At 70.9% G+C, this 23,027-nt stretch carries 22 protein-coding genes; 12 read left to right on the top strand and 10 right to left on the bottom strand.

All coding sequences use genetic code 11. The features are described from left to right. Nucleotides 1-136: 136 nt before the first annotated feature. Nucleotides 137-349, top strand: coding sequence for a DUF3126 family protein (locus tag OF380_RS21970; protein WP_264047581.1), 213 nt, complete (start codon nucleotides 137-139; stop codon nucleotides 347-349). Between the two features lie 143 nt (nucleotides 350-492). Further along, nucleotides 493-822 carry a DUF6949 family protein gene (locus OF380_RS21975; protein ID WP_264047583.1) on the top strand — a complete coding sequence of 110 codons (330 nt, stop codon included), beginning with the start codon at nucleotides 493-495 and terminating at the stop codon, nucleotides 820-822. Nucleotides 823-921: 99 nt separating this feature from the next. Here OF380_RS21975 and OF380_RS21980 read toward each other — a convergent pair whose 3' ends face one another. Beyond that, complete coding sequence (locus tag OF380_RS21980; protein ID WP_404810491.1) at nucleotides 922-4,332, bottom strand: DNA translocase FtsK; 3,411 nt, start codon at nucleotides 4,330-4,332, stop codon at nucleotides 922-924. 211 nt (nucleotides 4,333-4,543) lie between these two features. On the opposite strand from OF380_RS21980, the gene OF380_RS21985 reads away from it, so the two are divergent. The 3 genes from OF380_RS21985 to OF380_RS21995 all read left to right on the top strand — a co-directional run bounded on the left by OF380_RS21985 (nucleotide 4,544) and on the right by OF380_RS21995 (nucleotide 7,446). After that, a complete protein-coding gene (locus OF380_RS21985; RefSeq protein ID WP_264047585.1) occupies nucleotides 4,544-6,634 on the top strand; it encodes an NAD(+) synthase in 2,091 nt (696 codons plus the stop codon). Between the two features lie 67 nt (nucleotides 6,635-6,701). Next, a complete protein-coding gene (locus OF380_RS21990) occupies nucleotides 6,702-6,929 on the top strand; it encodes a hypothetical protein (protein ID WP_264047587.1) in 228 nt (75 codons plus the stop codon). A 112-nt stretch (nucleotides 6,930-7,041) separates the two neighbouring features. Continuing rightward, nucleotides 7,042-7,446, top strand: coding sequence for a PilZ domain-containing protein (locus tag OF380_RS21995; protein ID WP_264047589.1), 405 nt, complete (start codon nucleotides 7,042-7,044; stop codon nucleotides 7,444-7,446). Nucleotides 7,447-7,556: 110 nt separating this feature from the next. Here OF380_RS21995 and OF380_RS22000 read toward each other — a convergent pair whose 3' ends face one another. Beyond that, nucleotides 7,557-8,003, bottom strand: coding sequence for an HIT family protein (locus OF380_RS22000; protein ID WP_264047591.1), 447 nt, complete (start codon nucleotides 8,001-8,003; stop codon nucleotides 7,557-7,559). 198 nt (nucleotides 8,004-8,201) lie between these two features. On the opposite strand from OF380_RS22000, the gene OF380_RS22005 reads away from it, so the two are divergent. Next, nucleotides 8,202-9,170 (top strand): cation diffusion facilitator family transporter, encoded by a 969-nt coding sequence (locus OF380_RS22005; protein WP_264047594.1) that lies wholly within the window; start codon nucleotides 8,202-8,204, stop codon nucleotides 9,168-9,170. 3 nt (nucleotides 9,171-9,173) lie between these two features. Here the strand turns inward: OF380_RS22005 and OF380_RS22010 are convergent, their stop codons facing one another. From OF380_RS22010 to OF380_RS22030, 5 genes are all read right to left on the bottom strand, one after another. Further along, nucleotides 9,174-9,668 carry a glutathione peroxidase gene (locus OF380_RS22010; protein ID WP_264047595.1) on the bottom strand — a complete coding sequence of 165 codons (495 nt, stop codon included), beginning with the start codon at nucleotides 9,666-9,668 and terminating at the stop codon, nucleotides 9,174-9,176. Nucleotides 9,669-9,768: 100 nt separating this feature from the next. Continuing rightward, a complete protein-coding gene (locus OF380_RS22015; protein ID WP_264047598.1) occupies nucleotides 9,769-10,929 on the bottom strand; it encodes a M20 aminoacylase family protein in 1,161 nt (386 codons plus the stop codon). Further along, nucleotides 10,926-12,230: a GNAT family N-acetyltransferase gene (locus OF380_RS22020; RefSeq protein WP_264047600.1), complete on the bottom strand. Its 1,305-nt coding sequence runs from the start codon at nucleotides 12,228-12,230 to the stop codon at nucleotides 10,926-10,928. Before OF380_RS22020 ends, OF380_RS22015 begins: the two co-directional genes overlap by 4 nt. Nucleotides 12,231-12,528: 298 nt before the next feature. Beyond that, nucleotides 12,529-13,281, bottom strand: coding sequence for a glycerophosphodiester phosphodiesterase family protein (locus tag OF380_RS22025; RefSeq protein WP_264047604.1), 753 nt, complete (start codon nucleotides 13,279-13,281; stop codon nucleotides 12,529-12,531). Next, nucleotides 13,278-13,751: a RidA family protein gene (locus OF380_RS22030; RefSeq protein ID WP_264047606.1), complete on the bottom strand. Its 474-nt coding sequence runs from the start codon at nucleotides 13,749-13,751 to the stop codon at nucleotides 13,278-13,280. Before OF380_RS22030 ends, OF380_RS22025 begins: the two co-directional genes overlap by 4 nt. Before the next feature lie 269 nt (nucleotides 13,752-14,020). Between OF380_RS22030 and OF380_RS22035 the strand changes: the two genes are divergently transcribed. The 4 genes from OF380_RS22035 to OF380_RS22050 all read left to right on the top strand — a co-directional run bounded on the left by OF380_RS22035 (nucleotide 14,021) and on the right by OF380_RS22050 (nucleotide 18,871). Beyond that, nucleotides 14,021-15,214, top strand: a complete 1,194-nt coding sequence (locus OF380_RS22035) for an aspartate aminotransferase family protein (RefSeq protein WP_264047608.1) — start codon at nucleotides 14,021-14,023, stop codon at nucleotides 15,212-15,214. Nucleotides 15,215-15,309: 95 nt separating this feature from the next. Continuing rightward, the gene (argF, locus tag OF380_RS22040) at nucleotides 15,310-16,263 is read left to right on the top strand and encodes an ornithine carbamoyltransferase (RefSeq protein WP_264047610.1); all 954 of its coding nucleotides are present in this window, start codon (nucleotides 15,310-15,312) and stop codon (nucleotides 16,261-16,263) included. Nucleotides 16,264-16,495: 232 nt separating this feature from the next. After that, nucleotides 16,496-17,518 (top strand): Hsp33 family molecular chaperone, encoded by a 1,023-nt coding sequence (locus OF380_RS22045; RefSeq protein ID WP_264047612.1) that lies wholly within the window; start codon nucleotides 16,496-16,498, stop codon nucleotides 17,516-17,518. A gap of 171 nt (nucleotides 17,519-17,689) precedes the next feature. Beyond that, complete coding sequence (locus OF380_RS22050; protein WP_264047614.1) at nucleotides 17,690-18,871, top strand: LptF/LptG permease family protein; 1,182 nt, start codon at nucleotides 17,690-17,692, stop codon at nucleotides 18,869-18,871. 111 nt (nucleotides 18,872-18,982) lie between these two features. On the opposite strand, the gene speG is transcribed toward OF380_RS22050, so the two are convergent. Genes speG through apaG form a run of 3 tightly spaced genes read right to left on the bottom strand, consistent with a single transcriptional unit; the run spans nucleotide 18,983 to nucleotide 21,133 of the window. Beyond that, nucleotides 18,983-19,567 carry a spermidine N1-acetyltransferase gene (gene speG / locus OF380_RS22055; protein WP_264047616.1) on the bottom strand — a complete coding sequence of 195 codons (585 nt, stop codon included), beginning with the start codon at nucleotides 19,565-19,567 and terminating at the stop codon, nucleotides 18,983-18,985. Then, on the bottom strand, nucleotides 19,564-20,736 hold the full coding sequence (argE, locus tag OF380_RS22060; RefSeq protein ID WP_264047618.1) for an acetylornithine deacetylase: 1,173 nt from the start codon (nucleotides 20,734-20,736) through the stop codon (nucleotides 19,564-19,566). The genes speG and argE overlap by 4 nt, the downstream gene beginning before the upstream one ends. Before the next feature lie 4 nt (nucleotides 20,737-20,740). Further along, a complete protein-coding gene (apaG, locus tag OF380_RS22065; protein ID WP_264047620.1) occupies nucleotides 20,741-21,133 on the bottom strand; it encodes a Co2+/Mg2+ efflux protein ApaG in 393 nt (130 codons plus the stop codon). 141 nt (nucleotides 21,134-21,274) lie between these two features. On the opposite strand from apaG, the gene OF380_RS22070 reads away from it, so the two are divergent. Together OF380_RS22070 and OF380_RS22075 are read left to right on the top strand one after the other, a co-directional pair. Beyond that, nucleotides 21,275-21,691, top strand: coding sequence for a hypothetical protein (locus OF380_RS22070; RefSeq protein ID WP_264047622.1), 417 nt, complete (start codon nucleotides 21,275-21,277; stop codon nucleotides 21,689-21,691). Between the two features lie 97 nt (nucleotides 21,692-21,788). Beyond that, nucleotides 21,789-22,895 carry a 2'-deoxycytidine 5'-triphosphate deaminase gene (locus OF380_RS22075; protein ID WP_264047624.1) on the top strand — a complete coding sequence of 369 codons (1,107 nt, stop codon included), beginning with the start codon at nucleotides 21,789-21,791 and terminating at the stop codon, nucleotides 22,893-22,895. Nucleotides 22,896-23,027: the final 132 nt, after the last annotated feature.

The raw sequence follows: 23,027 nt of genomic DNA on the forward strand, positions 1-23,027 counted from the left end.
GCGGCTTGCCCATCCCCGACCGGCGTGGCAAGCGATGGCCAGCCCGGCCGACGGCCGTGACCGGCCAAGCGCGGCGGCCCCGCACGTGGCCCCGAGGCCCGGATGCCCCGACATTCCAACGCGAGAGGCGATCAGCGTGAACAAGACCGACATTGTGAAGGTGCAGGACTACCTCCGCCGGACCTTCGCCAACACCAACATCCGCCTGGTCCCCCGCCCCAAAAAGGACGATTCGGCCGAGGTCTACCTGGGCGAAGAGTTCCTCGGCGTGGTCTCGGTGGACGACGAGGACGGCGACCGCTCGTTCAACTTCGCCATGGCGATCCTCGATATTGACCTCGAAGATTGAGGCCCGCGCCCTGCCGCGGGGACCCGGCGGGCGCACGCGCCTGTGCGCGGCCTTAACCCTGACGGCAGGAAACCCTTAACGTTTCGTAAACGACGCGGCACAGTGCGCTCCACATCCTCTCCCGATGCTGGAGCGTTCGCGTCATGACCCTCAGCCCTTCGGCCCTCGAATCCCTTCAGACCCTCTGCCTCGGGCTGGCCCTCTCGGGCCTGCTCGCCAGTGCGTTCGAGCTCTTCACCGAACGCCGCGCCAGCTTCAGCCTGCTCGAGCGCGGCGGCGTCACGGCGGTGGCGGCCCTGCCCATGCTGGCGTTCGGCGCACCCTTCATCATCCTGCGCAACACCGTGCGGGGACGGCGCCTGGAGCGGCGCCCGATTCCGTTCGTGATGGTCGCCACGATCATCGCCTGCGGCTGGAGCCTGATGTCGGGCCGCGTCGCCCTGGACCTGGCGCACCTGATCGCAGGGGTCTGAGAGCGGACCCACGCGACCGCGCGGGGGCGCCCCTCGCCGAGCGAGGGGCGGGGACCAGCCTTCGCGGATCCCCGCCTGCACGGTCGGGATTCCGACGGCTCAATCGTCGTCGTACATCATGCCCGAGGCGGCATGCCCCCCCTCCATCAGGATCTCGCGCTTGCCGGCATGGTTCGCCGGACCGACGATCCCCTCGATCTCCATCCGCTCCATGATCGAGGCGGCGCGGTTGTAGCCGATCTGGAGGCGACGCTGGATGTAGCTGGTCGAGGCCTTGCGGTCCCGCATCACCACCTGCACCGCCTGGTCGTAGAGTTCGGCACCGGGATCGATGCCGCCGCTGCCCGCATAGGCGCCGGCATCGAAGATCGGGGCGTCGAGGTCCTCGATCTCGGCGACCGGGGCCTTGTCGGCCTTCTCGGCCCTGTCCGCCTTCGAGCCCTTGGCGGGCTTCTCGTCACCGCTGCCGTCGTCGGCCGTGACGGCCTCGAGGTAGGAGGGCCGGCCCTGGCGCTTGAGGTGGGCGACCACGCTCTCGACCTCGGAATCCGAGCAGAACGGCCCGTGCACGCGGGTGGTGCGCCCGCCGCCGGCCATGAACAGCATGTCGCCCTGGCCCAGCAGCTGCTCGGCGCCCATCTCGCCGAGGATCGTGCGGCTGTCGATCTTGCTCGTCACCTGGAAGGAGATCCGGGTCGGGAAGTTCGCCTTGATCGTGCCGGTGATCACGTCGACGGAAGGGCGCTGCGTCGCCATGATCAGGTGGATGCCGGCCGCGCGCGCCATCTGGGCCAGACGCTGGATCGCGCCCTCGATGTCCTTGCCCGCCACCATCATCAGGTCGGCCATCTCGTCGACCACGATCACGATGTAGGGCAGGGCCGAGAGGTCCATCTCCTCCGTCTCGTAGACGGCTTGGCCGGTCTCGCGGTTGAAGCCGGTATGGACCTCGCGGGTGATGACTTCGCCCTTGGCCCGGGCCTCGGCCATGCGCGCGTTGTAGCCGTCGATGTTGCGCACGGCGATCTTCGACATCTTCTTGTAGCGCTCCTCCATCTCGCGCACGGCCCACTTGAGGGCGATGACCGCCTTCTTCGGGTCGATGACGACGGGTGAGAGCAGGTGCGGGATGCCGTCGTAGACGGAGAGCTCCAGCATCTTCGGGTCCACCATGATCAGGCGGCACTCCTCCGGCTTCATCCGGTAGAGCAGCGACAGGATCATGGTGTTGATCGCCACCGACTTGCCCGAGCCCGTGGTGCCGGCGACCAGCAGGTGGGGCATCTTGGCGAGATCGGCGATGATCGGCTCGCCGCCGATGTTCTTGCCGAGACACAGGGCGAGCTTGTGCTTGCTCATCCCGAAATCGGCCGAGGCGAGGAGCTCGCGAAGGTACACGGTCTCGCGGGTGTCATTCGGCAGCTCGATGCCGATGACGTTGCGCCCCGGGACCACGGCGACGCGAGCCGAGACCGCCGACATGGAGCGGGCGATGTCGTCCGAGAGCGAGATCACGCGGCTCGACTTGGTGCCGGGGGCCGGCTCCAGTTCGTAGAGCGTCACCACGGGACCGGGCCGCACCGCGAGGATGTCGCCGCGCACGCCGAAATCCTGCACGGTCTGCTGGAGGTTCAGTGCATTCTGCTCCAGCACGTCGGCATCGACCTCCTCGGTGCCGTTCAGGGGCGGCTCGGCCAGGAGTTCGAGGGCAGGGTGCTCGTAATCCGCGTTCTCGACCAGGGACATCGGCACGTGCCGGCCGGCGGGAATGAGGAGCGGGCGCTCGGGCAGGATCGCGCGCGGCATGTTGACGGCGGGCGCCGGCAGGGCAGCGGTGGGCTCCGGCGCGGCCTCGATCATCTCGACTTCGGGCGTCTCGGCATCGACCACCTCCGGCAGGGCCGGGGGAGCCTCGGCCTCGATGCCCGGCGCGCCCTTGGGGTTGCGCAGCAGGACCGGCCGGGTCGGGATCGCGGTCGGCACGAAGGCCGGCGCGTCCGCGCGGGCTTCCGGTGCGATGGGGGCCGGAATGAAGGGAGCGACCGTCACGAAATGCGTGGCGCCCGGCAGGGCAGGGGAGGGGGCCGGAGCGTCGGTGACCGGCATGGGTGCGGGCTCCGGCGCGACCGGGGCGAGCGTCGCCCGGCCGGAGCGGATCGCCGCGCGGGCCGCCATCGCGTGGAGCGGGGCCTGCCGGGCAGGCGCCGCCACCGGGCTGCCCGGCAGGCGATCCGGACCGTCATGACGATCCTGACCGTTGTCCTGACCCTCGACGGGGCAGGGCGGCCCGAAGGTTTCGAACCGTACCAGGTGCTGGAAACGGTAGCCGGGCCGGGTCGCGACGGGCTCGGCGAGGTCCGGCCCGGCAGCCGGTTCGACGGCCTCCGGCGCGACGGGCTCGGACGCGACGGCGACACCGACTTCGGGCTCGCCGACCGGCGGCACGGACTCGGCCTGGAGTGCGGACCAGGCGTCGAGGGCGGCGCTGTCGCGTCCGTCGAACCAGGCATGGACTTCGGACCAGTCTGGCACATCCGACCAGTCGCGGTCGTCGGGGATCATGGCGGCGGCAGTCACCACCGGCTCGACAAGGACGGCCTCGGCAAGCACGGGCTCGACCTGCGCAGCCGGGATCTGGACAGCCTCCGGGATCGGCAGGAGCGCCTCAAGGACGGGCGGGCTCTGACGGCGGTCGGGGCTGCGGAAGAAGCGCACGCCGGGGGGGGCGACGAAGGGCTGCCGCCACAGGGGCTCGGGCACCTGCGCCGCCCGGGCCTCGGCCTCGGCCTGCGCCTCCAGGGCCGCGCGCTCCCGGGCCTCGGCCTCGGCGCGGATCGCATCCTGCTCGGCCTGCAGACGAAGCGCTACGGCCTCCGCCTCCGCGTGGGCCTGCGCGCGGGCGGCGCGCTCGGCGTCGAGGGCGCGCTGGCGACGCTCGTGGAGCACGGGATCGGGGGTGCGGGTGTAGCGCACGGCCGGGCCCGGCTCCGGCAGGGCGGCATGAGCATGGGCATGGGCATGAGCAGGGACGTCGGCGCCCTCGGGCATGATCGCGGCGGGGCGGCGCGGTGTCCGGATCAGCACGCGGGGGGCCGGCGTCTCCCCCTCCATCAGGTCGTCCTGGCGGGACAGCGGGGCGGGCCCCGGAATCATGTCGAGGGTGGCGCGATCGTCGAAGACCTGGGCGGGCCAGGCCTGGACGGCCGGCGCTGGGCGGAAGGCAAGCCCGACTTCACCTCGTCCGACCTCACCGCGCCCGACTTCACCCCGTCCGAACTCGCCCCGCCCGACCAGGGCCTGCGGGCTCGTCATCCAACTCGGGGTCGGGCGGGTGGCGGCGACGGTGTAGTCCGGCCGCGGCGGCGGACCGGCCAGGCGCCGGGACAGGGTGGCGCGGAGATTCATCAGCCGATGCGCCAGGGCGCCGATCGACAGGCCGAGACGGTCGCCGCCGCGAACGGGGCGCGAAGGATCACGATGGGAGTAGGGGAGCCGTCCCGATGCGCGCATGATTGACCGGATGTACTCGATACGGATCCGCCGCCGGGAGCGGCGCGGTTCGGCATGAGTTAGCGGCATCGTCGTTAACAGACGCTTGATCCCCCCGCCGCACCCTCCCCCTGCCGCCGACTCCAACCCTTAACCCTTGCGCTGGAGGCGGCCGCGCTCCGAGGCTAAGGTGCGCCCGCGATCCTCGGAGCCCTGCCCGGAGCCCTGCCCCTTGTCCCATCCCTCGGCGCTCGCGCCACCGGCTCCGTCCGATCCGGGCTTCCACTCCCTCTACCGGCACGGCTTCGCCCGGGTCGCGGCCTGCACCACCCGCAGCCACCCGGCGGACCCCGGCCGCAACGCGCAGGCGATCCTGGACCTCGCCCGGTCCTGCGACGCGGCCGGCGCGGCCCTGGCGGTGTTCCCCGAGCTCTGCGTCTCGGCCTACGCCATCGAGGACCTGTTCCTGCAGGTGACGGTGCTCGACGCGGTGGAGGCGGCACTGGCCCGCCTCATCGCCGAATCGGCCTCGCTCCGGCCCGTCCTCATCGTCGGCGCGCCTCTGCGCTGGGGGCACCGGCTCTACAACTGCGCGCTCGCCATCCACCGCGGCCGGCTCCTCGGCGTGATCCCGAAGAGCTTCCTGCCGAACTACCGGGAATTCTACGAGAAGCGGCACTTCGCCTCCGGTGCCGGATTCGCGGGCGAAACGATCCGGGTGGCGGGCGTCGAGGCGCCCTTCGGGACCGACCTGCTGTTTCCGGCCGAGGACGTGCCGAATCTCGTCCTCGGCATCGAGGTCTGCGAGGACCTCTGGGTGCCCGCCTCCCCCGGCACCGACGCCGCGCTCGCCGGGGCCACGATCCTCGCCAACCTCTCGGGCAGCCCGATCACGGTGGGCCGGGCCGAATCCCGCGCCCTGCTCACCCGCGCCGCCTCGATGCGCTGCCTGTGCGCCTACGTCTACGCGGCGGCGGGCCTGGGCGAATCGACCACCGACCTGTCCTGGGACGGACAGACCAGCATCGACGAGAACGGAGTGCGCCTCGCCGAGGGGGCGCGCTTCTCGGCCGAGCCCGTGATGACGCTGGCCGACATCGACCTCGGGCTCCTGGCGCAGGAGCGGCTCCAGATGGGTAGCTTCGCGGATTCCGGCCGGGTCGACGGCGCCGGGCGCGCCCTCGCCTATCGCCGCGTCCCGTTCCGGCTCGACCCGCCGGCCGGCGACCTCGGCCTGATGCGCCGGCTGGAGCGATTCCCCTTCGTGCCCGCCGATCCGGCACGCCTCGCCCAGGATTGCTACGAGGCCTACAACATCCAGGTGGCGGGCCTCGCCCAGCGCCTGGAGGCCACGGGCACGAAGCGGGTGGTCATCGGGGTCTCCGGCGGCCTCGATTCCACCCACGCCCTCATCGTGGCGGCCAAGGCGCTGGATAAGCTCGGCCTGCCGCGCACGAACATCCTGGCCTACACCCTGCCGGGCTTCGCCACCTCGGAGGGCACCAAGGCCAATGCCCACGCACTGATGGCCGCACTCGGCACCACCGCCCGCGAGATCGACATCCGCGACACCGCGCGCGTGATGCTCACCGAAATGGACCATCCGTTCGGCCGGGGCGAGCCGGTCTACGACGTCACCTTCGAGAACGTGCAGGCGGGCCTGCGCACCGACTACCTGTTCCGGCTCGCCAACCAGAACGGCGCCATCGTGATCGGCACGGGGGATCTGTCGGAACTGGCGCTCGGCTGGTGCACCTACGGCGTCGGCGACCAGATGAGCCATTACGGCGTCAATGCCGGCGTGCCGAAAACCCTGATCCAGCACCTCATCCGCTGGGTCGTGGGCACGGATCAGTTCGCGCCCGAAGTCGGCGCGACCCTGAGCGCGATCCTCGACACCGAGATCTCGCCGGAACTGGTGCCGGTGGAAGCCGGCGCGAAGCCCCAGAGCACGCAAAGCGTGATCGGCCCCTACGCGCTGCAGGACTTCACCCTGTTCTACACCCTGCGCTACGGCTTCCCCCCCTCGAAGATCGCCTTCCTGGCCCTGCATGCCTGGGGCGATGCGGAGCGCGGCGCCTGGCCGCCGGACTTCCCCGAGCCCGAGCGCGGGGCCTACGACCTCCCCGAGATCCGGCGCTGGCTCGCGGTCTTCCTCAAACGCTTCTTCGGCTTCAGCCAGTTCAAGCGCTCGGCCCTGCCGAACGGTCCGAAGGTTTCGGCCGGAGGTTCCCTGTCGCCACGCGGCGACTGGCGCGCGCCCTCAGACGGGAGCGCGCAGCCCTGGCTCGATGAACTCGCCCGTAACGTTCCAGAGACGTGAGCGACACAGTGCTGTCCGATTGGCTGCTTAGGTCGTAACCTGGACGGGGCGAATCGGAGGTTGACCGATGCAGAACTACAACGTTTTCTGCCTCAGGAGCGTCGAGGGCCTGTGCTGCGCCGTGCCCGAAAGCCGTGCCGTGCCCCCCTTCCTGGGCAATGGGCGCTGGGCCTTCGGGGGCAAGCTCGGGGACCCCGGCGATGCACCATCCGATTTCGACGACCGCGCAGCCGAGACGGCGGTGCGCTTCAACGGCTTCTATCTCTTCCAGACCACGGACCGCCGCTTCAACTGAGGCCCTCGGAGGTGCGTCGCTCATCGCGGCGAGCATTCCTTAAGGGGGCCCGTGCGAGGGTGCGGTCTCTTGGGGAGGCCGGTACGGAAGTCCGTCCCTGTCGGAGAGGGCCATGTCGGAGAATCGCAAGGAAGTCCGCCAGAGGACGTTCCTCAAGGGACGGATCCTCTTCAACAAGGGCGCTTCCAGCATGGACTGCCTGGTGCGGGACATGTCGAGCTCGGGCGCGCGCCTGGCCTTGAGCGAAACCGCGACCCTGCCGGAGAGCTTCGAACTCTTCATTCCGCAGAAGGAGAGGACCTACCGCGCCCAGTTGTGCTGGCGCCGGCCGGACGGCATCGGCGTCGCCTTCGTGGACGAGGCCGCCCCGCCCTCCTCGTCCGGCGCGCCGACCTCCTCGGCCGCTGCGTCGGACGCCACCGCGATGCTGGCGCTGATGCGTCGGATCAGCGAGCTGGAGGCCGAGAACGCCGCCCTGCGCCGGATGCTCGCCAGCCAGCCGGCCGGCATGGCCTGATCCGGCGCGGCGCCTGAGAGAAGCTCAGATCCGCCATCCGGCCGGAAGGATTTCAGTCGCCGAAGGGATCAAGCGGATCTGGTCCGAGGCCAAGGGTTGCGGGCGAAGGCTCAGTCGTCCGCCAGGGCGGCCCGGATGCGGGTCGCGTGCTCCGCCAGGACGGCCCTGTCCGCCATGCCACCCGTGTGCCGCTGCAGCGGCACCCCCTCGAAGCGGGGCAGGATATGGACGTGCAGGTGGAACACCGTCTGTCCGCCCGCCGGCTCGTTGTACTGGAACACCGTGAGGCCGTCGGCCGCGAAGGCCGCCTTCACCGCCCGGGCGACGCGCTGCACCGTGCGCGCCACCGCGGCCAGCGCATCCGGATCGGCGTCGAGGAGGCCGCGGGCGGGGGCCTTGGGGATCACCAGGGTGTGGCCGTCCCCCTGGGGCATCACATCCATGAAGGCGAGGGTGTCGGCATCCTCGTAGACCCGCTCGGCCGGAATCTCCCCGCGCAGGATCTTGGCGAAGACATTCTCGGGATCGTAGGCCGGCGCTTCGTGGGAAGAGGGCATGGCGGGCGGCTCCGGGTCTGCGGTCACGCGATCGGCGCGCACGATGCACAGGGGAAGCCCCGGCGTCCACACCCCTTCGGCGCGATCCGGTCCCCCAGAACCTTGGCCCCGTTCCGTGCGTTGGATGCGCGCCCCGACCACCGGCGACGCGCGCGTCGCCGGTCCACGCGTCCCACCCTCCGAGAGAACCGCCTCCGCATGGCTCACCAGAGCACCAGCGCCATCTACACTGCGGCGGGCGCCAACCTCGCCATCGCGGCGGCCAAGTTCGTCGGCGCCTTCCTGACCGGCAGTTCGGCCATGCTCGCCGAAGGCGTCCATTCGGTCGTGGACACCGCCAACCAGATCCTGCTCCTGATCGGCCTGAAGCGGGCCGGGCGGCCGGCGACGGAGAAGCACCCGTTCGGTTACGGCCGCGAGATCTACTTCTACGCTTTCATCGTCGCGCTGTTCATCTTCCTCGGGGGCGGCGCCTTCGCGGTCTACGAGGGCATCCACAAGCTCCAGCATCCCGAGCCGTCCGCCGACGCCAGCGTCTTCGGCTACCACCTGTCCGGCTTCTGGGTGAACGTGGCGATCCTAGGCTTCGCGGTCCTGGCGGAAGGCTATTCCTGCGCCGTCGCCCTGAAGGCGTTCTGGGCGGAGAAGGGCAGCCGGCCGCCGATCACCGCCATCCGCCGCTCCAAGGACCCGGCCCTGTTCACGGTGCTGGCGGAGGATGTCGCGGCGCTGCTGGGCCTCATGGTGGCGCTCGCCGGCGTCGTCCTCGCCCATGTCCTCGACATGCCGTCCCTCGACGGCTGGTCGTCCATCGGCATCGGCCTGATCCTGATCGGCATGGCGATCTTCCTGATGGTCGAGACGCACGGCCTCCTCATCGGCGAGGCGGCCGACCCCGAGCTCGTCGCCGCCATCCGCGCGGTGGTGCGCGAGGAGCAGGGCGTCCACCACGTCAACGCCGTGCTCACCCAGCACCTCGGGCCCTCCGACGTGCTGGTGAATGTCAGCCTCGACATGGACGACACGCTCAGCGCCGGCGAGATCGAGGCCATGGTGGCAAGCATCGAGGCCAAGCTGCGGGCCCGCAGCCCCGACGTGACGCGGGTGTTCATCGAGGTCCAGGCGCGGACGAGCGCCGCGGCCGAGGGCGTCCCCGTCACGGCGTGAGGTTCAGCGCGCGGGTGCCGCCAGCGCCGCGACGATGGCCGCTTCCAGGGCCTCGGGCTTGGTCGACGGTGCGTAGCGCGCGATCACCCGGCCGTCGCGGCCGACGAGGAACTTGGTGAAGTTCCACTTGATCGCCCGGCTGCCGAGCAGTCCGGGCTTCGCCTTCGTCAGGTGCGCGAAGACCGGATCGGCGCCCGGTCCGTTCACCGCGACCTTGGCCAACACCGGGAAACCGACATCGTAGGTCAAGCTGCAGAAGGCGGCGATCTCGGCGGCATCGCCCGGCTCCTGGGCGCCGAACTGGTTGCAGGGGAAGCCCAGCACCACGAGGCCCTGCGCCGCGAACTTGCGGGCCAGGGCCTCCAGCCCGGCATATTGGGGGGTGAACCCGCATTTCGAGGCGGTGTTGACGATGAGGATCACCTGGCCCCGGTGCTGGGCCAGGGGGTAGGGTGCCCCGTCGGCCGCCCTCGGGATCAGGTCGTGCAGGCTGTCCATGGAATGAGACCGTACCGGGTGCGGGAGGGCGGACCCCTTTCCTAAGGCCCCGCCCTCCCAGTCCGCAATGGCGCGAAAATCGGGCGTCTTTGATCGGGCCTCAGGCGGCCGTGCGACACTCGACCAGGCGCGCGAGGAAGGCCGAGCCCAGCGGAATGATGCTGTCGTCGAAATCGTAGCTCGCATTGTGCAGGCCGGGGCCCGGCGTCCCGCCGATCCACGCATAGGCGCCCGGCACGCGGGCCACCATGTCGGCGAAATCCTCGCTGCCCATGCGGGGCTTCGACTGATCGTCGACGCCCTCGGGACCGAACAATTCGCGGGCGACGTCGGCGGCGGCGGCCGCGTGCTCGGGACTGTTCATCAGCACGGAGAACACGTCGCGGATCTCAACGTCGATGACGGCGCCGTACGCGACGGCGATGCCCTTGGCGATCTCGCGGATGCGGGCCGAGACGAGGGTGCGCAGGTCCGCGTCGAAGGTCCGCACCGTCCCGGTGATGTGCGCGCCCTCCGGGATCACGTTGTAGGCGGCGCCCGCGTGGAACTGCGTCACGGAGAGGACGGCGCTCTTGAGCGGATCGGCGTTGCGCGAGACGATCGATTGCAGGGCCTGGACCAGGGTGGAGCCCACGACGATGGGGTCGATGCCCTGCTGCGGCTGGGCCGCGTGCGCGCCGCGCCCGGTGATGCGGATGTCAAAGAAATCCGCCGCCGCCATGGCCGGGCCGGGACGCAGCTTGATCTTGCCGTGCGGGCCGTTGGGCTGGTTGTGGATCGCGTAGATCTCGTCGCAGGGGAATTTTTCGAAGAGACCGTCGGCGATCATGGCACGGGCGCCGCCCTGGCCCTCCTCCGCCGGCTGGAACACGAACAGCGCGGTGCCGTCGAAGTCGCGGGTCTCGGCGAGGTAGCGGGCGGCCCCCAGCAGCATGGTGGTGTGGCCGTCGTGCCCGCAGGCGTGCATCTTGCCCGGCACCGTCGAGCGGTAGCTCAGGTTGGTCTCCTCCTCGATGGGCAGGGCATCCATGTCGGCGCGCAGGGCGATGCACCGTCCGGAGCCCGTGCGGCCCTCGAGAACGCCCACGACGCCCGTCCCGCCGATGCCCCGGTGGACGGTGACGCCGTAGCGCGCGAGTTCCTGCGCCACGATGCCGGAGGTGCGGACCTCCTCGAAGCCGAGCTCGGGATGGGCATGGAAGTCGCGGCGGATCGCGACGAGGTCGTCGGCGAAATCTTTGATGCGGTCGATCGGACTCACGGATTCTCCTGGGGCTTCGGCGTCGGGGGTTCGGAGGGCATGGCCTCCGGCGCGGCCTCAGGCAAGTCGGATGCCGGACGATCGTCGCATTCGCGCCGGAACGGCGTCAGCGTATCCAAGACTTCCGCCGCCTCCAGCACGTGCTCGCGTTCGCGCGCCAAGTAATCGGCCACCGCCCGACGCAGGGCCGGATCGGCGATGTCGTGGGCCGAGTGCATGAGGACCGGGCGGTAGCCCCGGGCGAGCTTGTGCTCGCCTTGCGCGCCGGCCTCGACACGCTTCAACCCGCGCGCGATCGCGAAATCGATGGCCTGATAATAGCAGACCTCGAAATGCAGGAAGGGGTGGTCTTCGACGCAGCCCCAGTTGCGTCCGTAAAGGGCGACGTCGCCGATGAGATTGATGGCGCCGGCGACGTAGCGGCCCTCGCGCTTGGCCATCACCAGCAGCACCCGCTCGGGCATGCGCTCGCCCAGGAGCTTGAAGAACGCGCGGTTGAGGTAGGGCCGCCCCCACTTGCGCGCGCCCGTGTCGGCGTAGAATTCGTAGAAGGCGTCCCAATGGGCCGGGGTCAGGTCGGCGCCGGTGACGTGCTCGATGGTGATGCCGTTGGCCAGGGCATCGCGGCGCTCGCGCCGGATCGCCTTGCGCTTGCGGGAGGCCAGCGCCCCGAGGAAATCCTCGAAGGTGGCGTAGCCGGCATTGTCCCAGTGGAACTGCTGGTCGACGCGGGCGAGGAAGCCGAGCGCCCCGGCCTGCGCCCATTCCCGCTCCTGCATGAAGGTGACGTGGATCGAGGAGGCCTTGGTCTCGGTCCGCAGGGCGCGCAGGCCAGCCACGATCGCGGAGGCGGCTTCGTTCACGTCGTTGCCCGGCGCGATGAGGAAGCGTGGGCCGGTGACGGGTGTGAAGGGAACGCTCACCTGGAGCTTCGGGTAGTAGCTGCCCCCGGCGCGCTCGTACGCATCGGCCCAGCCGTGGTCAAAGACGTATTCGCCCTGGCTGTGGGACTTCAGGTAACAGGGGGCGACCCCGACGAGGCGGCCCTCGCGCTCCACCGCCACGTGAAGCGGCAGCCAGCCGGTCTTGCGGGAGACGCAGCCGGATTCCTCCAGCGCCGACAGGAAGGCGTGCGAGACGAAGGGATTGTGGGTCTCGTCGCCCCCCGAGAGGGTCTCGGCCGAAGTGGCGCAGGCATCCCACTCGGACGCGGCGATCCCGGAGAGCCCCGGCACCGCGCGCACCTGCAGTTCGGTCACGATCTCGGCCGGAGCGCCGGGTGTCTCGCCGGGAATATCCATCACCGGGCAATCTAGTCGCCCGGGAGAGGTGGGCCAAGGGCGGCGCGCGGCCTCCGCCGTCGCAGGGCGCCCCAGGGACAGGGTCCGCGTTCGAGGGACCCGTTCGGAACCTGCCTCGCGGCGGAGGCACGCTGCCGCTCGCCGACCAACCGCGCCCGCCGAACAGGGGCGATGATGGGACCGGCGAACCCGCAGCGCGGGCAGGCGCGGACGCTAACCCGACGAGGTTGCCTACGACGCCCTGAATCCGCATGCCGTGGAGCGCGGTGCCGGCGTCGCGTTCCCGAAGGCTCCCGCCCTACGGGCAGAACCCCTCGAACACCATCTGGTCGGCATGGGCTTCGGCATGGCGGCGCTGGTCCGCGTTGCGCACGGTCCAGGTCATCACCGGGCGCTGGCCGAGCAGCCGGCACAGGAGGGTCGCCGCGCAGGGGAGGTCGTCCACCCGCCAGGACAGGAAGTCGGGCCGGGTCTCGTCGAAATGCAGCAGGTCGGGCAGAGAGCGCCGCAGGCTCGGGGATAGGGCGGCGTAGGCCGGGTCGTCCTGGCGGGTCTCGGCGACGATGCCGCGCGGAAGGGTCGGGGCGAGGGTGCGCAGGGCCGCCACGAGGCCGGGATCGAAGGATTTGACCGCCACCGGGCCGTCATAGGCGGCCACGCATTCGACCACCCGCCGCACCAGCCGCAGGTCGCCGGTGTAGCGGGACTTCACCTCGATCACGAGGGGCGTGCGGCCCCCGATCCGTGCCAGGAATTCCGGCAGGACCGGGATGCGCTCGGCGCTCCCCGCCACCGTCAGGGCGCTCAAGGCCTCGGCCGAGCAGGCGCCGACCGCGTCCGCGGCCGTGGTCAGGCGTCCCAGGGTCTCGTCGTGGAACACCATGGCCTCGCCGTCGGCGCTCAGCTGGACGTCGCACTCGATGGCGTAGCGGCCGGCGATCGCCGCGTCGGCCGCCGCCAGAGTGTTCTCGGGTACGCCGCCCGCCCGGTCGTGCAGGCCGCGATGGGCGATGGGCCGCGCGGTGAGCCAGGCGGGGGCGTTGGGGCTCATTTGACCTCGAACATCGCCTCGACCTCGACGGCCGCGTCGAGGGGCAGTTCGGCCACGCCCACGGTGGAGCGGGCGTGGCGGCCGCGATCGCCGAGGATCGCCACCATGAGGTCGGAGGCCCCGTTCATGATGCCGGCGAGCCCCGCGAAGGTCGGCACCGCGTTGATGAAGCCGCCGAGGCGGATGCACTGCACGACGCCCCGGTCGAGATCGCCCACCGCCGCCTGCACCTGGGCCAGCACGCCGAGGGCACAGAGCCGGGCGGCGGCGACACCGTCTTCCACCGAGACCTCGGCGCCGAGCTTGCCCGTGTGGGCAGGGGCGATCTTGCCATCGGGGCCGAAGCAGATCTGGCCCGAGACGACCACGAGGTTGCCGCTGCGCACGAAGGGGACGTAGTTCGCGACCGGGGCCGCCGCCTTCGGCAGGGTGAGCCCGAGGGCTTCCAGGCGTTCCGTGACGGAGCTCATGCGGGTGATTCCTCGTGAAGATGACGGGGCCGGAGGGCCGATATGGCGCGGCTCTGAGCATGTCCGGGAGAACGGCGCAAGGCACGGCGCGAACACCGCCGACGAAAGCCTAATCGGCAGGCATGTCAGGGATGTGAAGGCGCTCTGTCGTTGACAGAATTGGGCATTTCTCTAGTAATCGCGCGCGTGCCGCCCCATCCGAGGCGGCACTTTCATTTGGTGCGGTCGCGCGTCCCGCGTGCCCGCGACAGACACGGGAAGACGGGATCGTGACATCCGCCCTTCTGCCGACCTATGCCCGAGCCCCCATCGCCTTCGAGCGCGGCGAGGGCGCATGGCTCGTGGCGCGCGGGGGCGAGCGATACCTCGATTTCGGCGCCGGCATCGCGGTGAACGCGCTGGGCCATGCCCATCCGCACCTCGTGGAGGCCCTCACCACCCAGGCCCAGAAGCTCTGGCACACCTCGAACCTGTTCGAGATTCCCGAGGGCGAGCGGCTGGGCCGGCGCCTCGTGGATGCGACCTTCGCGGACGTGGCCTTCTTCGCCAATTCGGGGGCGGAGGCCAACGAGGCCGCCATCAAGATGGCGCGCAAGTTCCATGCGGCGGCGGGCCACCCGGAGCGCTTCCGCATCATCACCTTCGAGGGCGCCTTCCACGGGCGGACGCTCGCCACCATCGCGGCCGGCGGCCAGGCGAAGTACATCGAGGGCTTCGGTCCGAAGGTGGACGGGTTCGACCAGGTGCCCACCGGCGATTTCGCGGCGCTGGAGGCCGCGATCGGCCCAGAGACGGCGGCCCTGATGATCGAGCCGATCCAGGGCGAGGGCGGCGTGCGGGTGATCCCGTACGCGGACCTGCAGCGCCTGCGGGAGCTCTGCGACGAACACGGCCTCCTGCTCATCATGGACGAGGTCCAGACCGGGGTCGGGCGCACGGGCAGGCTGTTCGCGCATGAATGGTCGGGCATCACCCCCGACATCATGAGCGCGGCCAAAGGCATCGGCGGCGGCTTCCCGCTGGGAGTCTGCCTCGCCACGGCGGAGGCCGCGCGCGGCATGGTCGCGGGCACGCACGGCACCACCTTCGGCGGCAACCCGCTCGCCATGGCGGTGGGCAACGCGGTGCTCGACGTGGTGCTGGCCGAAGGCTTCCTCGACCATGTCGAGCGGATGGGCATCATCCTGAAGCAGCGCCTGGCCGCCGTGCAGGACCGGAACCCCAACGTGATCGCCGAGATCCGCGGCGAGGGCCTGATGCTGGGCCTCAAGCTCAACGTGCTCAATGCCGAGTTCGCGGCGGCCGCGCGGGACGAGCACCTGCTCGTGATCCCGGCGGGCGACAACGTGGTGCGCCTGCTGCCGCCCCTGATCATCACGGAAGCCGACGTGGCGGAGGCCGCGCAGCGCCTCGACGCCACGGCGGGACGCTTCGGAGCGCGCCTGCGCGGGGCGGCCGAGTGACCGGACGGACGGCCGTCCAGACCCCTCACGCGAAGCCCGGAAGCACCGAGACCGGGCATGCCCAGACCGGGACCAGGCAGACAAAGAACGGAACGATGACCACGACGCTGAACGGGACCGGGCACGGGACCCGCCACTTCCTCGATCTCAAGGATTTCTCGGCCGAGACGCTGCGCACGGTGCTGGACGCCGCCGCCGCCATCAAGGCGCGCCGCCGCAAGGGGGAACGCGCCGAGGACCGTCCGCTCGTCGGCAAGACCCTCGCGATGGTGTTCGACCGGCCCTCGACCCGCACCCGCGTGTCGTTCGACGTCGGCATGCGCGAACTCGGGGGCGAGACCCTGATGCTGACGGGCGGCGAGATGCAGCTCGGCCGGGGCGAGACCGTGGGCGACACCGCCCGGGTGCTCTCGCGCTACGTCGACGCGATCATGATCCGCATCCTCGACCACGACCTGATGCTGGAGCTCGCCGAATACGCCACCGTGCCGGTGATCAACGCGCTCACCAAGGTCTCGCACCCGTGCCAGATCATGGCCGACATCCTGACCTTCGAGGAGCATCGCGGGCCGATCCGGGGCCGCACCATCGCGTGGTCGGGGGACGCCAACAACGTGCTCGCCTCCTGGGCGCACGCCGCCGCGCGCTTCGACTTCACCCTCAACATCGCCGCGCCGCCCGAGTTGGCGACGCCCCAGCCCCTGCTGGACTGGGCGAAGGCGCAAGGCGCGACCCTCAACGTCACCACCGACGCCTACGAGGCGGTGGACGGTGCCGACGCGGTGGTCACCGATTGCTGGGTCTCGATGGGCGACGAGGACGACCAGCACCGCCACAACATCCTCGCGCCCTACCGGGTCGACGCCAAGCTGATGGCAGCGGCCAGGTCCGACGCGATCTTCATGCATTGCCTGCCGGCCCATCGCGGCGAGGAGGTCACGGCCGAGGTCATCGACGGGCCGCAATCGGTGATCTTCGACGAGGCCGAGAACCGCCTGCATGCGCAGAAGGGCATCCTGGCCTGGTGCCTGCGCGCCAACGGCCTCTGAACGACGCTTTCCCGAGGCGCGGCCGTCGCGCGGCCGCGCTCGCGTCCCTATATAGGGCTCATCCTTCACCGAGGGCCGGGCACGGCGCCGCGACGAACGCGGCCGTTCCGGCTGGTGCGCCGCCGATCTCCGTCGGCGTTTCCCACGCCCCGCTTGCCTGGCACCGCCGCGATGCGGGACAGGGATGTCCGCGGCCCGGCCCTCGCGTCCGTCGAGCCCGATCGGAGACGCCATGACCTCTGGAACGACCCCCGCACACGACCTTCCCTCCGTCGCCATCGAGGGCGACGACGACGTGGTGCTGCCCTTCGCCGTCGAGGCGCTGGACGTGCGCGGCCGCGTGGTCCGCCTCGGCCCCGCCGTCGACACCATCCTGCGCCGGCACGGCTATCCCGACGCCGTGGCGCGGCTCCTGGGCGAGGCCGCGGCGCTGACCGTGCTCCTCGGCTCCTCGCTGAAGTTCGAGGGCCGGTTCCAGCTCCAGACCAAGACCGACGGCCCGGTTGAGATGATCGTCGTCGATTTCGAGGCGCCCGACCGCCTGCGCGCCACCGCGCGCTTCGACACCGCGCGGGTGGAGGCCCTGGGCGTCGGCCCGCTGCTGGACCAGGACCTGATCGGGCAGGGGCATCTGGCCATGACCATCGACCAGGGCCCGACCAGCAGCCGCTACCAGGGCGTCGTCGCCCTGGAGGGCCAGAGCCTGGAGGAGGCGGCGCACCAGTATTTCCGCCAGTCCGAGCAGATCCCGACGCAGGTGCGCCTCGCGGTCGCCGAGCAATTCGCGGGCGGCACCGCGGCCTACCGGGCCGGCGGGCTGCTCGTGCAGTTCCTGCCCCAGTCGATCGACCGGGCGCGGCTCGCCGATCTGCCCCCGGGCGACATCCCCGAGGGCCACGTCCACCTCGACGCTCAAGGGGTGCCCGAGGACGATGCCTGGGTGGAGGCGCGCAGCCTCGTGTCCACCATCGAGGACCACGAACTCGTCGACCCGGAGGTCTCCGCCGAGCGCCTGCTCTACCGCCTGTTCCACGAGCGCGGCGTGCGCGTGTTCGAAGCGCAAGGCGTGCGGGAGCAGTGCCGCTGCTCGCCGGAGCGGGTGATGGGCATGATCGTGGCGTTCTCGGAGCAGGAGCGCCGGGACATGATCGCCGATGACGGCCGCATCGGCATCACCTGCGAGTTCTGCTCGCGGCGATACGATCTCGATCCGGCTGCCGTGGAAGCCGAAGTCGCGGCGCGGTCAGGCAGCTGAAGGCGCCCACGCCCGCAAGCTCCGACCAGTATCGGCAAGCTTGACTGTTATTTAGGACCAGACGTCGCAAATCGTCAGGTCCGCATCCGACGCTTGTATTTGAACCGTTTCTGACATTTCGACGTTTGGGGTTTCTCGCATCTGCCCATCAAGGGCTCAGGAGGAACGTCAATGAAGAAATTCGTGGTCGGTTTGACGGCGCTGCTGATGACGACGTCGGCCTATGCGCAGGGCGCGGGACAGGCGGGTGCCTCCGCCGGGAACGGCGAGGCCGGCGCCCGCAACGGGGCCGCCGGGCGTGGCCAGGGCGGAGCTGGCGCCGAGGGCGCGGGCGCCCGCGGCGAGATCGGAGGCCGCGCCGAGGCCGGCGGACGTGGCGACGCGGGTCAGCGCGGCGACACCGCCGCCCGGCAGGACAGGGACTCCCGGGGCGGGGAGAGCCAGGGCCGCGACGCGCAGGCGCGCAGCGGCGACCGGGACGGCGCGCGGGGCGAGCGCGGTGGTGATCGGGCGGCCCGGACCTCCGAGCGCGGGGATCGGATCGGCGAACGCGACCAGCGCGAGCGCGTTTCGACCCAAGCTCGCACCGAGGCCCGCACCGAATCGCGCAGCGAGCGCTACGAGGGCGGACGCCGCTCCGGCCGCTTCGTATTCATCGGCGGCCGGCGCGTGGTCTACGGCTCGCCGGAATATCGCCGCCTCGTCACGGTGGAGCATCGCGGGGGCGATCACGTCGTCGAACGCTCGCGCCGGCGCTACGTCACCATCCGGGGTCAGCGCGTGCTCTACGGGTCGCCCCAGTATCGCCGCCTCGTCCGCGTCGAGGAGACGACGCGCCGCCCCGGCACCCGCTACGTGGTGGTGCGCGGCCAGCGCGTCCTCTACGGCTCGCCGGAATACCGTCGCCTCAGCGTGACGGAGCGGCGCGGCGGCACCGTCGGCGCCCGGTTCGAGGAACGCAGCTTCCGGGGCAACGCCGTCTCACGCTCTGAGGAGCGGCGCGACGTTCGCCGGGACCGCACCGGCCGGGAGACCACCGACGTGCGTGCCACGCAGGGCGAGTCGCGCGAGGGAATCCGCAATGCCGACACGCGTCGGACGGGCGAGCGGGGCCGCGACTCCAACGACCGGGCCATGGACGGCAACCGCACCGGCGAGGGTGCGGGCATCCGCAACGCGGCGGACCGCTCGGGTGGGGCCGAGCGGGGGACCATGAACGCGGGCAGCCGCAGCGGAGGCGCCTCCGAGCGCGGCGCGACCGGCGGGGCGGGCCGTGGCGACATGGGTGGTGGCAACACGGGCGGCGGAGCCGGCGAGCGCACGGGCGGTCAGGGCGGCGCGGGCCGCAACTGATCCCCGATGGCAGACCTCCGTTGAGTCCGACTCAACGCGAGAGCCGTACCGGTGCCGGGCCCTTCGGGGGCTCGGCATCGGGCCTCCGCAGGGGACCGGCCCCGCGCGCGATCAGGCCTTCAACACCGGCTCGGCGATGTCGCCGCCGCCCCGGCGGGCGAGATAGGCGGGCTGGAACAGGCACATGCGCACCGCATCGCGGTACTTGCCGTTCACGAAGAACTCGTCCTTGAGGATGCCTTCGGGCTTGAAACCGCAGCGCTCGTAGATGCGCACCGCACGGGCATTGTCCTTGTCCACGTGCAGGTAGAGCTTGTGGATGTTCAGGACGCTGAAGGCGTAGTCCATGGCGATGCGGGTGGCGCGGGGGGCGTAGCCCTGCCCCTGGAAGGCGGGGTGGATCGCGATCTGGAACTCGCAGCGCCGGTGCAGGTGGTTGATCTCCACGAGCTCGACGAGCCCGGCGGGATTCCCGTCGGAATTCGCGATGATGAAGCGCCGCTCGGTCTGGTTGTGGATGTTGCGCTCGTAGAGCTGCGCCAGTTCGGCGAAGGACTCGTAGGCCTCCTCGAACCAGTAGCGCATGATGCTGTCGTTGTTGTTGAGCTGATGCACGAACATCAGGTCCTCGCGCTCCAGCGGGCGCAGCTTCACGGGTCCGTCGGCCGCGATGGTCCGGGGTGTGAAGGATGTCATGGTGCCACGCATTCGGCGATGAGCCGGTCCATGAAAGCCTCGCCGGCCTCGAGCGCCGCGAGGGTGATGTACTCGTCGGGCTGGTGCGCCTGATCGATGGAGCCGGGGCCGCAGACGACCGTCGGGATGCCGGCGCCCTGGAAGCGTCCGGCTTCGGTGGCGTAGGGGACCGAGATCGTGTGGTTGCGCCCCGCCACCCGCAGGGCCAGGCGCTCGGCCACCGAGCCGGGCTCCGGCGCGAGGCCCGGCACCGAGACCTCCTCCACCGTCTCGATGCGCCCGTAATCACCGTAGCGGTTGAGGCGGTCCCGCAGTACGGTTCGCACCTTGTCCTCGAAGAGCGCCGGAATCTCGCCCATGTCGAGGTCGGGCAGGCCGCGGAACTCCCAGTGGAATGTGCAGATCTTGGGCAGGATGTTGCGCGCCGTCCCCCCCGAGATGGTGCCCACATGCACGGTGGTGGCGGGCGGGTCGAACCGCCCCGAGGCGTCGCCCCGTGCGATCATCACGTCGGCGATCCGGTTCAATTCTGCGACGAGGTCGGCCGCCGCCATCACGGCGTTGGCCCCAAGCATGGGCTTGGCCGAATGCGCCTCGTGCCCGTGCACCGTGGTGAAGTAGGTGACGATGCTCTTGTGCGCGTCGGCCACCTCCAGGTCGGTCGGCTCGCCGACGATCACGGCGCCCGGACGCGGCAGGTCGCCCCCGAAGCGCGCGATGGTGTCGGCCACCCCGAGGCAGGTGGTCTCCTCGTCGTAGGACAGGAGGATGTGGATCGGGCGCTTGAGATCGGCGGCGCGAAAGCGCGGGACCGCCGCGAGCGCCAGGGCGCAGAACCCCTTCATGTCGACGGCGCCGCGTCCGTAGGCGCGTCCGTCCGCCACCCGCAGGGTGAAGGGGTCGGCGCTCCAGGCCTGGCCCGTCACCGGCACGACGTCGGTATGCCCGGAGAGCACGATGCCGCCGTCGATGTTCGGGCCGATGGTGGCGAACAGGGCCGCCTTGTCGCCAGCCGCGTTCGGCACACGCAGCGCGGTGACGCCGAGGCCGGCGAGGTACTCGGTGACCCAGTCGACCAGCCCGAGATTCGACTTCGAACTCTCGGTGTCGAACGAGACGAGCCGCGACAGCAGATCGAGGGTCGCCGGGCGGGAGCCGTCGCCGGACATGACGCTAATGGACGCTGCGGCGGACGTGGGGCGAATCGAGGGAGAAGGCGGGGATCTCGGCCTCGAAGCTCTCGCCCGCATCGGTCGCCATGGTGTAGCTGCCGGCCATCAGGCCGTCCGGCGTGGTGAGCGGGCAGCCGCTGGTGTAGCGGAACGATTCGCCGGGCTCGAGCACCGGCTGCTTGCCGACGACGCCGGCGCCGCGCACTTCCTGCGTGGTGCCGCGCCCGTCGACGATCCGCCAGTGGCGCGAGCGCAGCTGGACCTGCTCGGAGCCGTTGTTCACGATCTCGACCGTGTAGGCGAAGAAGTAGCGGCTCTCGGCCGGCGAGGATTCCTCCTCGACGAAGCGGGGCATCACCGTCACGCTGATCCCGCGCGTCTGAGCCTTGTACATCGCCGTCACTGCCTCCCTGGCCGGACGTGTCCCCGGCGCGCCGGGTTCGCGACAAGTCCAGGGCGTCGTGGTACGGCCCTGCGAAAACCGCGTCAATCGTGACGAATGCGGGGGTGCCCGCGCAACTTCGAGGACGCTCACTTGGTCGAGGAGACCGTTTCGCGCAGCGCCGTTCCGCTCCCCGGCCGGGCCTTCCTCGGAAGCCTCGGGATCGCAATCCTGGCCGGCGCCTTCGCGTGGCAGTCGCCCGAGCGGAACGGCTGGGCCGCCCTGGCCCTCGCCCTCGCCCTCGGCCTCGACGGGCTGGCCCGGATCGCGGGCGCGTGGCTCGCGCGGCGGGGCGGCTCGCCGCCCATCGCCGGCCTGCCCTCCCTCGTCCTCGCCTTCGGCCCGGGGGCCGGCCTCGGCACGGTCCTGTTCGGGCTGGCGCTGCTGGCCTGGCCCATCGGCTTTCCACTGCTCGCCAGCGCGCTCGCGGGACTCGTCGCCATGGGCGCCATCGCCCGCCTCGCCCTCGCCTGGATCGTGCTGCGGACCCGCGACGAGCCGGAGGCTTAACCCGGCCTTAGCGCGTCGGGGGGACACTTGCGGCCCATGCGGCGTTCCAACCCCAGGGATGGGGCGGTGCCCGAGTCGAAAGCGGGTGGTGCGACGAATGCCGGATGCGAAGCGAGACACGTCACCCACGAGCGGCCACGGCATCCTGGCCGCACGGGGGATCGAGGCTCTGACGCGGTCCGGCGCGATCCGGCCCGACTCACCCTATGCGCCCGATCAGATTCAGCCCGCGAGCCTGGACCTGCGCCTGGGGGCCAGGGTCTATCGCGTGCGCACCAGTTTCCTGCCCGGAGCCCGCACGGTCGCCGCCTGCGTCGAGGCCTTCGTGCTGCACGAGATGGACCTCACCCACGGCGCCGTCTTGGAGACGGGCTGCGTCTACATCGCCGAGTTGCAGGAGCACCTCGCCCTGCCGGCGGACCTCGCGGCCAGCGCCAACCCGAAGAGCTCGACGGGCCGCATCGACGTGTTCACCCGCGTCATCACCGATCGGGGTGCCGCCTTCGATCAGGTGGAGGCCGGCTATCACGGGCCGCTCTATGCCGAGATCTCGCCCCGCACCTTCCCGGTGAAGGTGCGCACCGGCTCGCGCCTGTCGCAGATCCGGTTTCGGCGCGGCGAGCCGCGCCTCACCGACGCGGATCTGGCGGCCCTCCACGCCGCCTCGCCCCTGGTCGATGCCCCCACCCCGACCTTCCAGGGCGGCATCGGCGTCTCCATCGACCTGTCCGGCTTCTCGGGCCTGATCGGCTATCGCGCCCGGCGCCATACCGGCCTCGTCGATGTCGACGCGCCGGGCGCCCACCGCAGCGCCGATTTCTGGGAGCCCCTGCAGGCCGACGCCTCGCGCGCGCTGATCCTCGATCCCGGCCAGTTCTACATCCTGGCCTCGAAGGAAGCGGTGCAGGTTCCGCCGGACTTCGCCGCAGAGATGGTGCCGTTCGATCCCTTGGTGGGCGAGTTCCGGGTCCATTACGCCGGCTTCTTCGATCCGGGCTTCGGCTTTGCCGCCGCCGGCGGGGCAGGGGCGCGGGCCGTGCTGGAGGTCCGCTCGCGCGACGTCCCGTTCCTGCTGGAGGACGGCCAGATCGTCGGCCGCCTCGTCTACGAGCGCATGCTCGAGCGCCCCGCCACGCTCTATGGCTCGGGCGCGGGATCGAACTACCAGGCGCAAGGGCTGAAGCTCTCCAAGCACTTCGCCTGAGGGCATCCGACCGTCCCGCCCATCGCCGCGTCCGGCGGTGGCCCGGAGGCCGCGTTGCGTCCGGCCGCTTCCCGCCCCTTCGAAGCGCCACGACCCGCATACCGGGATCGCCTCGCCCTGCGTCAGCGATAC

The sequence above is a fragment of the Methylobacterium sp. FF17 genome, from assembly GCF_025813715.1.
GTDB classification, from domain to species: Bacteria; Pseudomonadota; Alphaproteobacteria; order Rhizobiales; family Beijerinckiaceae; genus Methylobacterium; species Methylobacterium flocculans.

Excerpts from the sequence above, each read along its gene's own strand:
- OF380_RS21975 (WP_264047583.1), top strand. The coding sequence starts at position 493 with ATGACCCTCAGCCCTTCGGCCCTCGAATCCCTTCAGACCCTCTGCCTC.
- OF380_RS21980 (WP_404810491.1), bottom strand. The coding sequence starts at position 4,332 with ATGCGCGCATCGGGACGGCTCCCCTACTCCCATCGTGATCCTTCGCGC.
- OF380_RS21990 (WP_264047587.1), top strand. The coding sequence starts at position 6,702 with ATGCAGAACTACAACGTTTTCTGCCTCAGGAGCGTCGAGGGCCTGTGC.
- OF380_RS21995 (WP_264047589.1), top strand. The coding sequence starts at position 7,042 with ATGTCGGAGAATCGCAAGGAAGTCCGCCAGAGGACGTTCCTCAAGGGA.
- OF380_RS22000 (WP_264047591.1), bottom strand. The coding sequence starts at position 8,003 with ATGCCCTCTTCCCACGAAGCGCCGGCCTACGATCCCGAGAATGTCTTC.
- OF380_RS22005 (WP_264047594.1), top strand. The coding sequence starts at position 8,202 with ATGGCTCACCAGAGCACCAGCGCCATCTACACTGCGGCGGGCGCCAAC.
- OF380_RS22010 (WP_264047595.1), bottom strand. The coding sequence starts at position 9,668 with ATGGACAGCCTGCACGACCTGATCCCGAGGGCGGCCGACGGGGCACCC.
- OF380_RS22020 (WP_264047600.1), bottom strand. The coding sequence starts at position 12,230 with ATGGATATTCCCGGCGAGACACCCGGCGCTCCGGCCGAGATCGTGACC.
- OF380_RS22025 (WP_264047604.1), bottom strand. The coding sequence starts at position 13,281 with ATGAGCCCCAACGCCCCCGCCTGGCTCACCGCGCGGCCCATCGCCCAT.
- OF380_RS22030 (WP_264047606.1), bottom strand. The coding sequence starts at position 13,751 with ATGAGCTCCGTCACGGAACGCCTGGAAGCCCTCGGGCTCACCCTGCCG.
- argF (WP_264047610.1), top strand. The coding sequence starts at position 15,310 with ATGACCACGACGCTGAACGGGACCGGGCACGGGACCCGCCACTTCCTC.
- OF380_RS22045 (WP_264047612.1), top strand. The coding sequence starts at position 16,496 with ATGACCTCTGGAACGACCCCCGCACACGACCTTCCCTCCGTCGCCATC.
- OF380_RS22050 (WP_264047614.1), top strand. The coding sequence starts at position 17,690 with ATGAAGAAATTCGTGGTCGGTTTGACGGCGCTGCTGATGACGACGTCG.
- speG (WP_264047616.1), bottom strand. The coding sequence starts at position 19,567 with ATGACATCCTTCACACCCCGGACCATCGCGGCCGACGGACCCGTGAAG.
- argE (WP_264047618.1), bottom strand. The coding sequence starts at position 20,736 with ATGTCCGGCGACGGCTCCCGCCCGGCGACCCTCGATCTGCTGTCGCGG.
- apaG (WP_264047620.1), bottom strand. The coding sequence starts at position 21,133 with ATGTACAAGGCTCAGACGCGCGGGATCAGCGTGACGGTGATGCCCCGC.
- OF380_RS22075 (WP_264047624.1), top strand. The coding sequence starts at position 21,789 with ATGCCGGATGCGAAGCGAGACACGTCACCCACGAGCGGCCACGGCATC.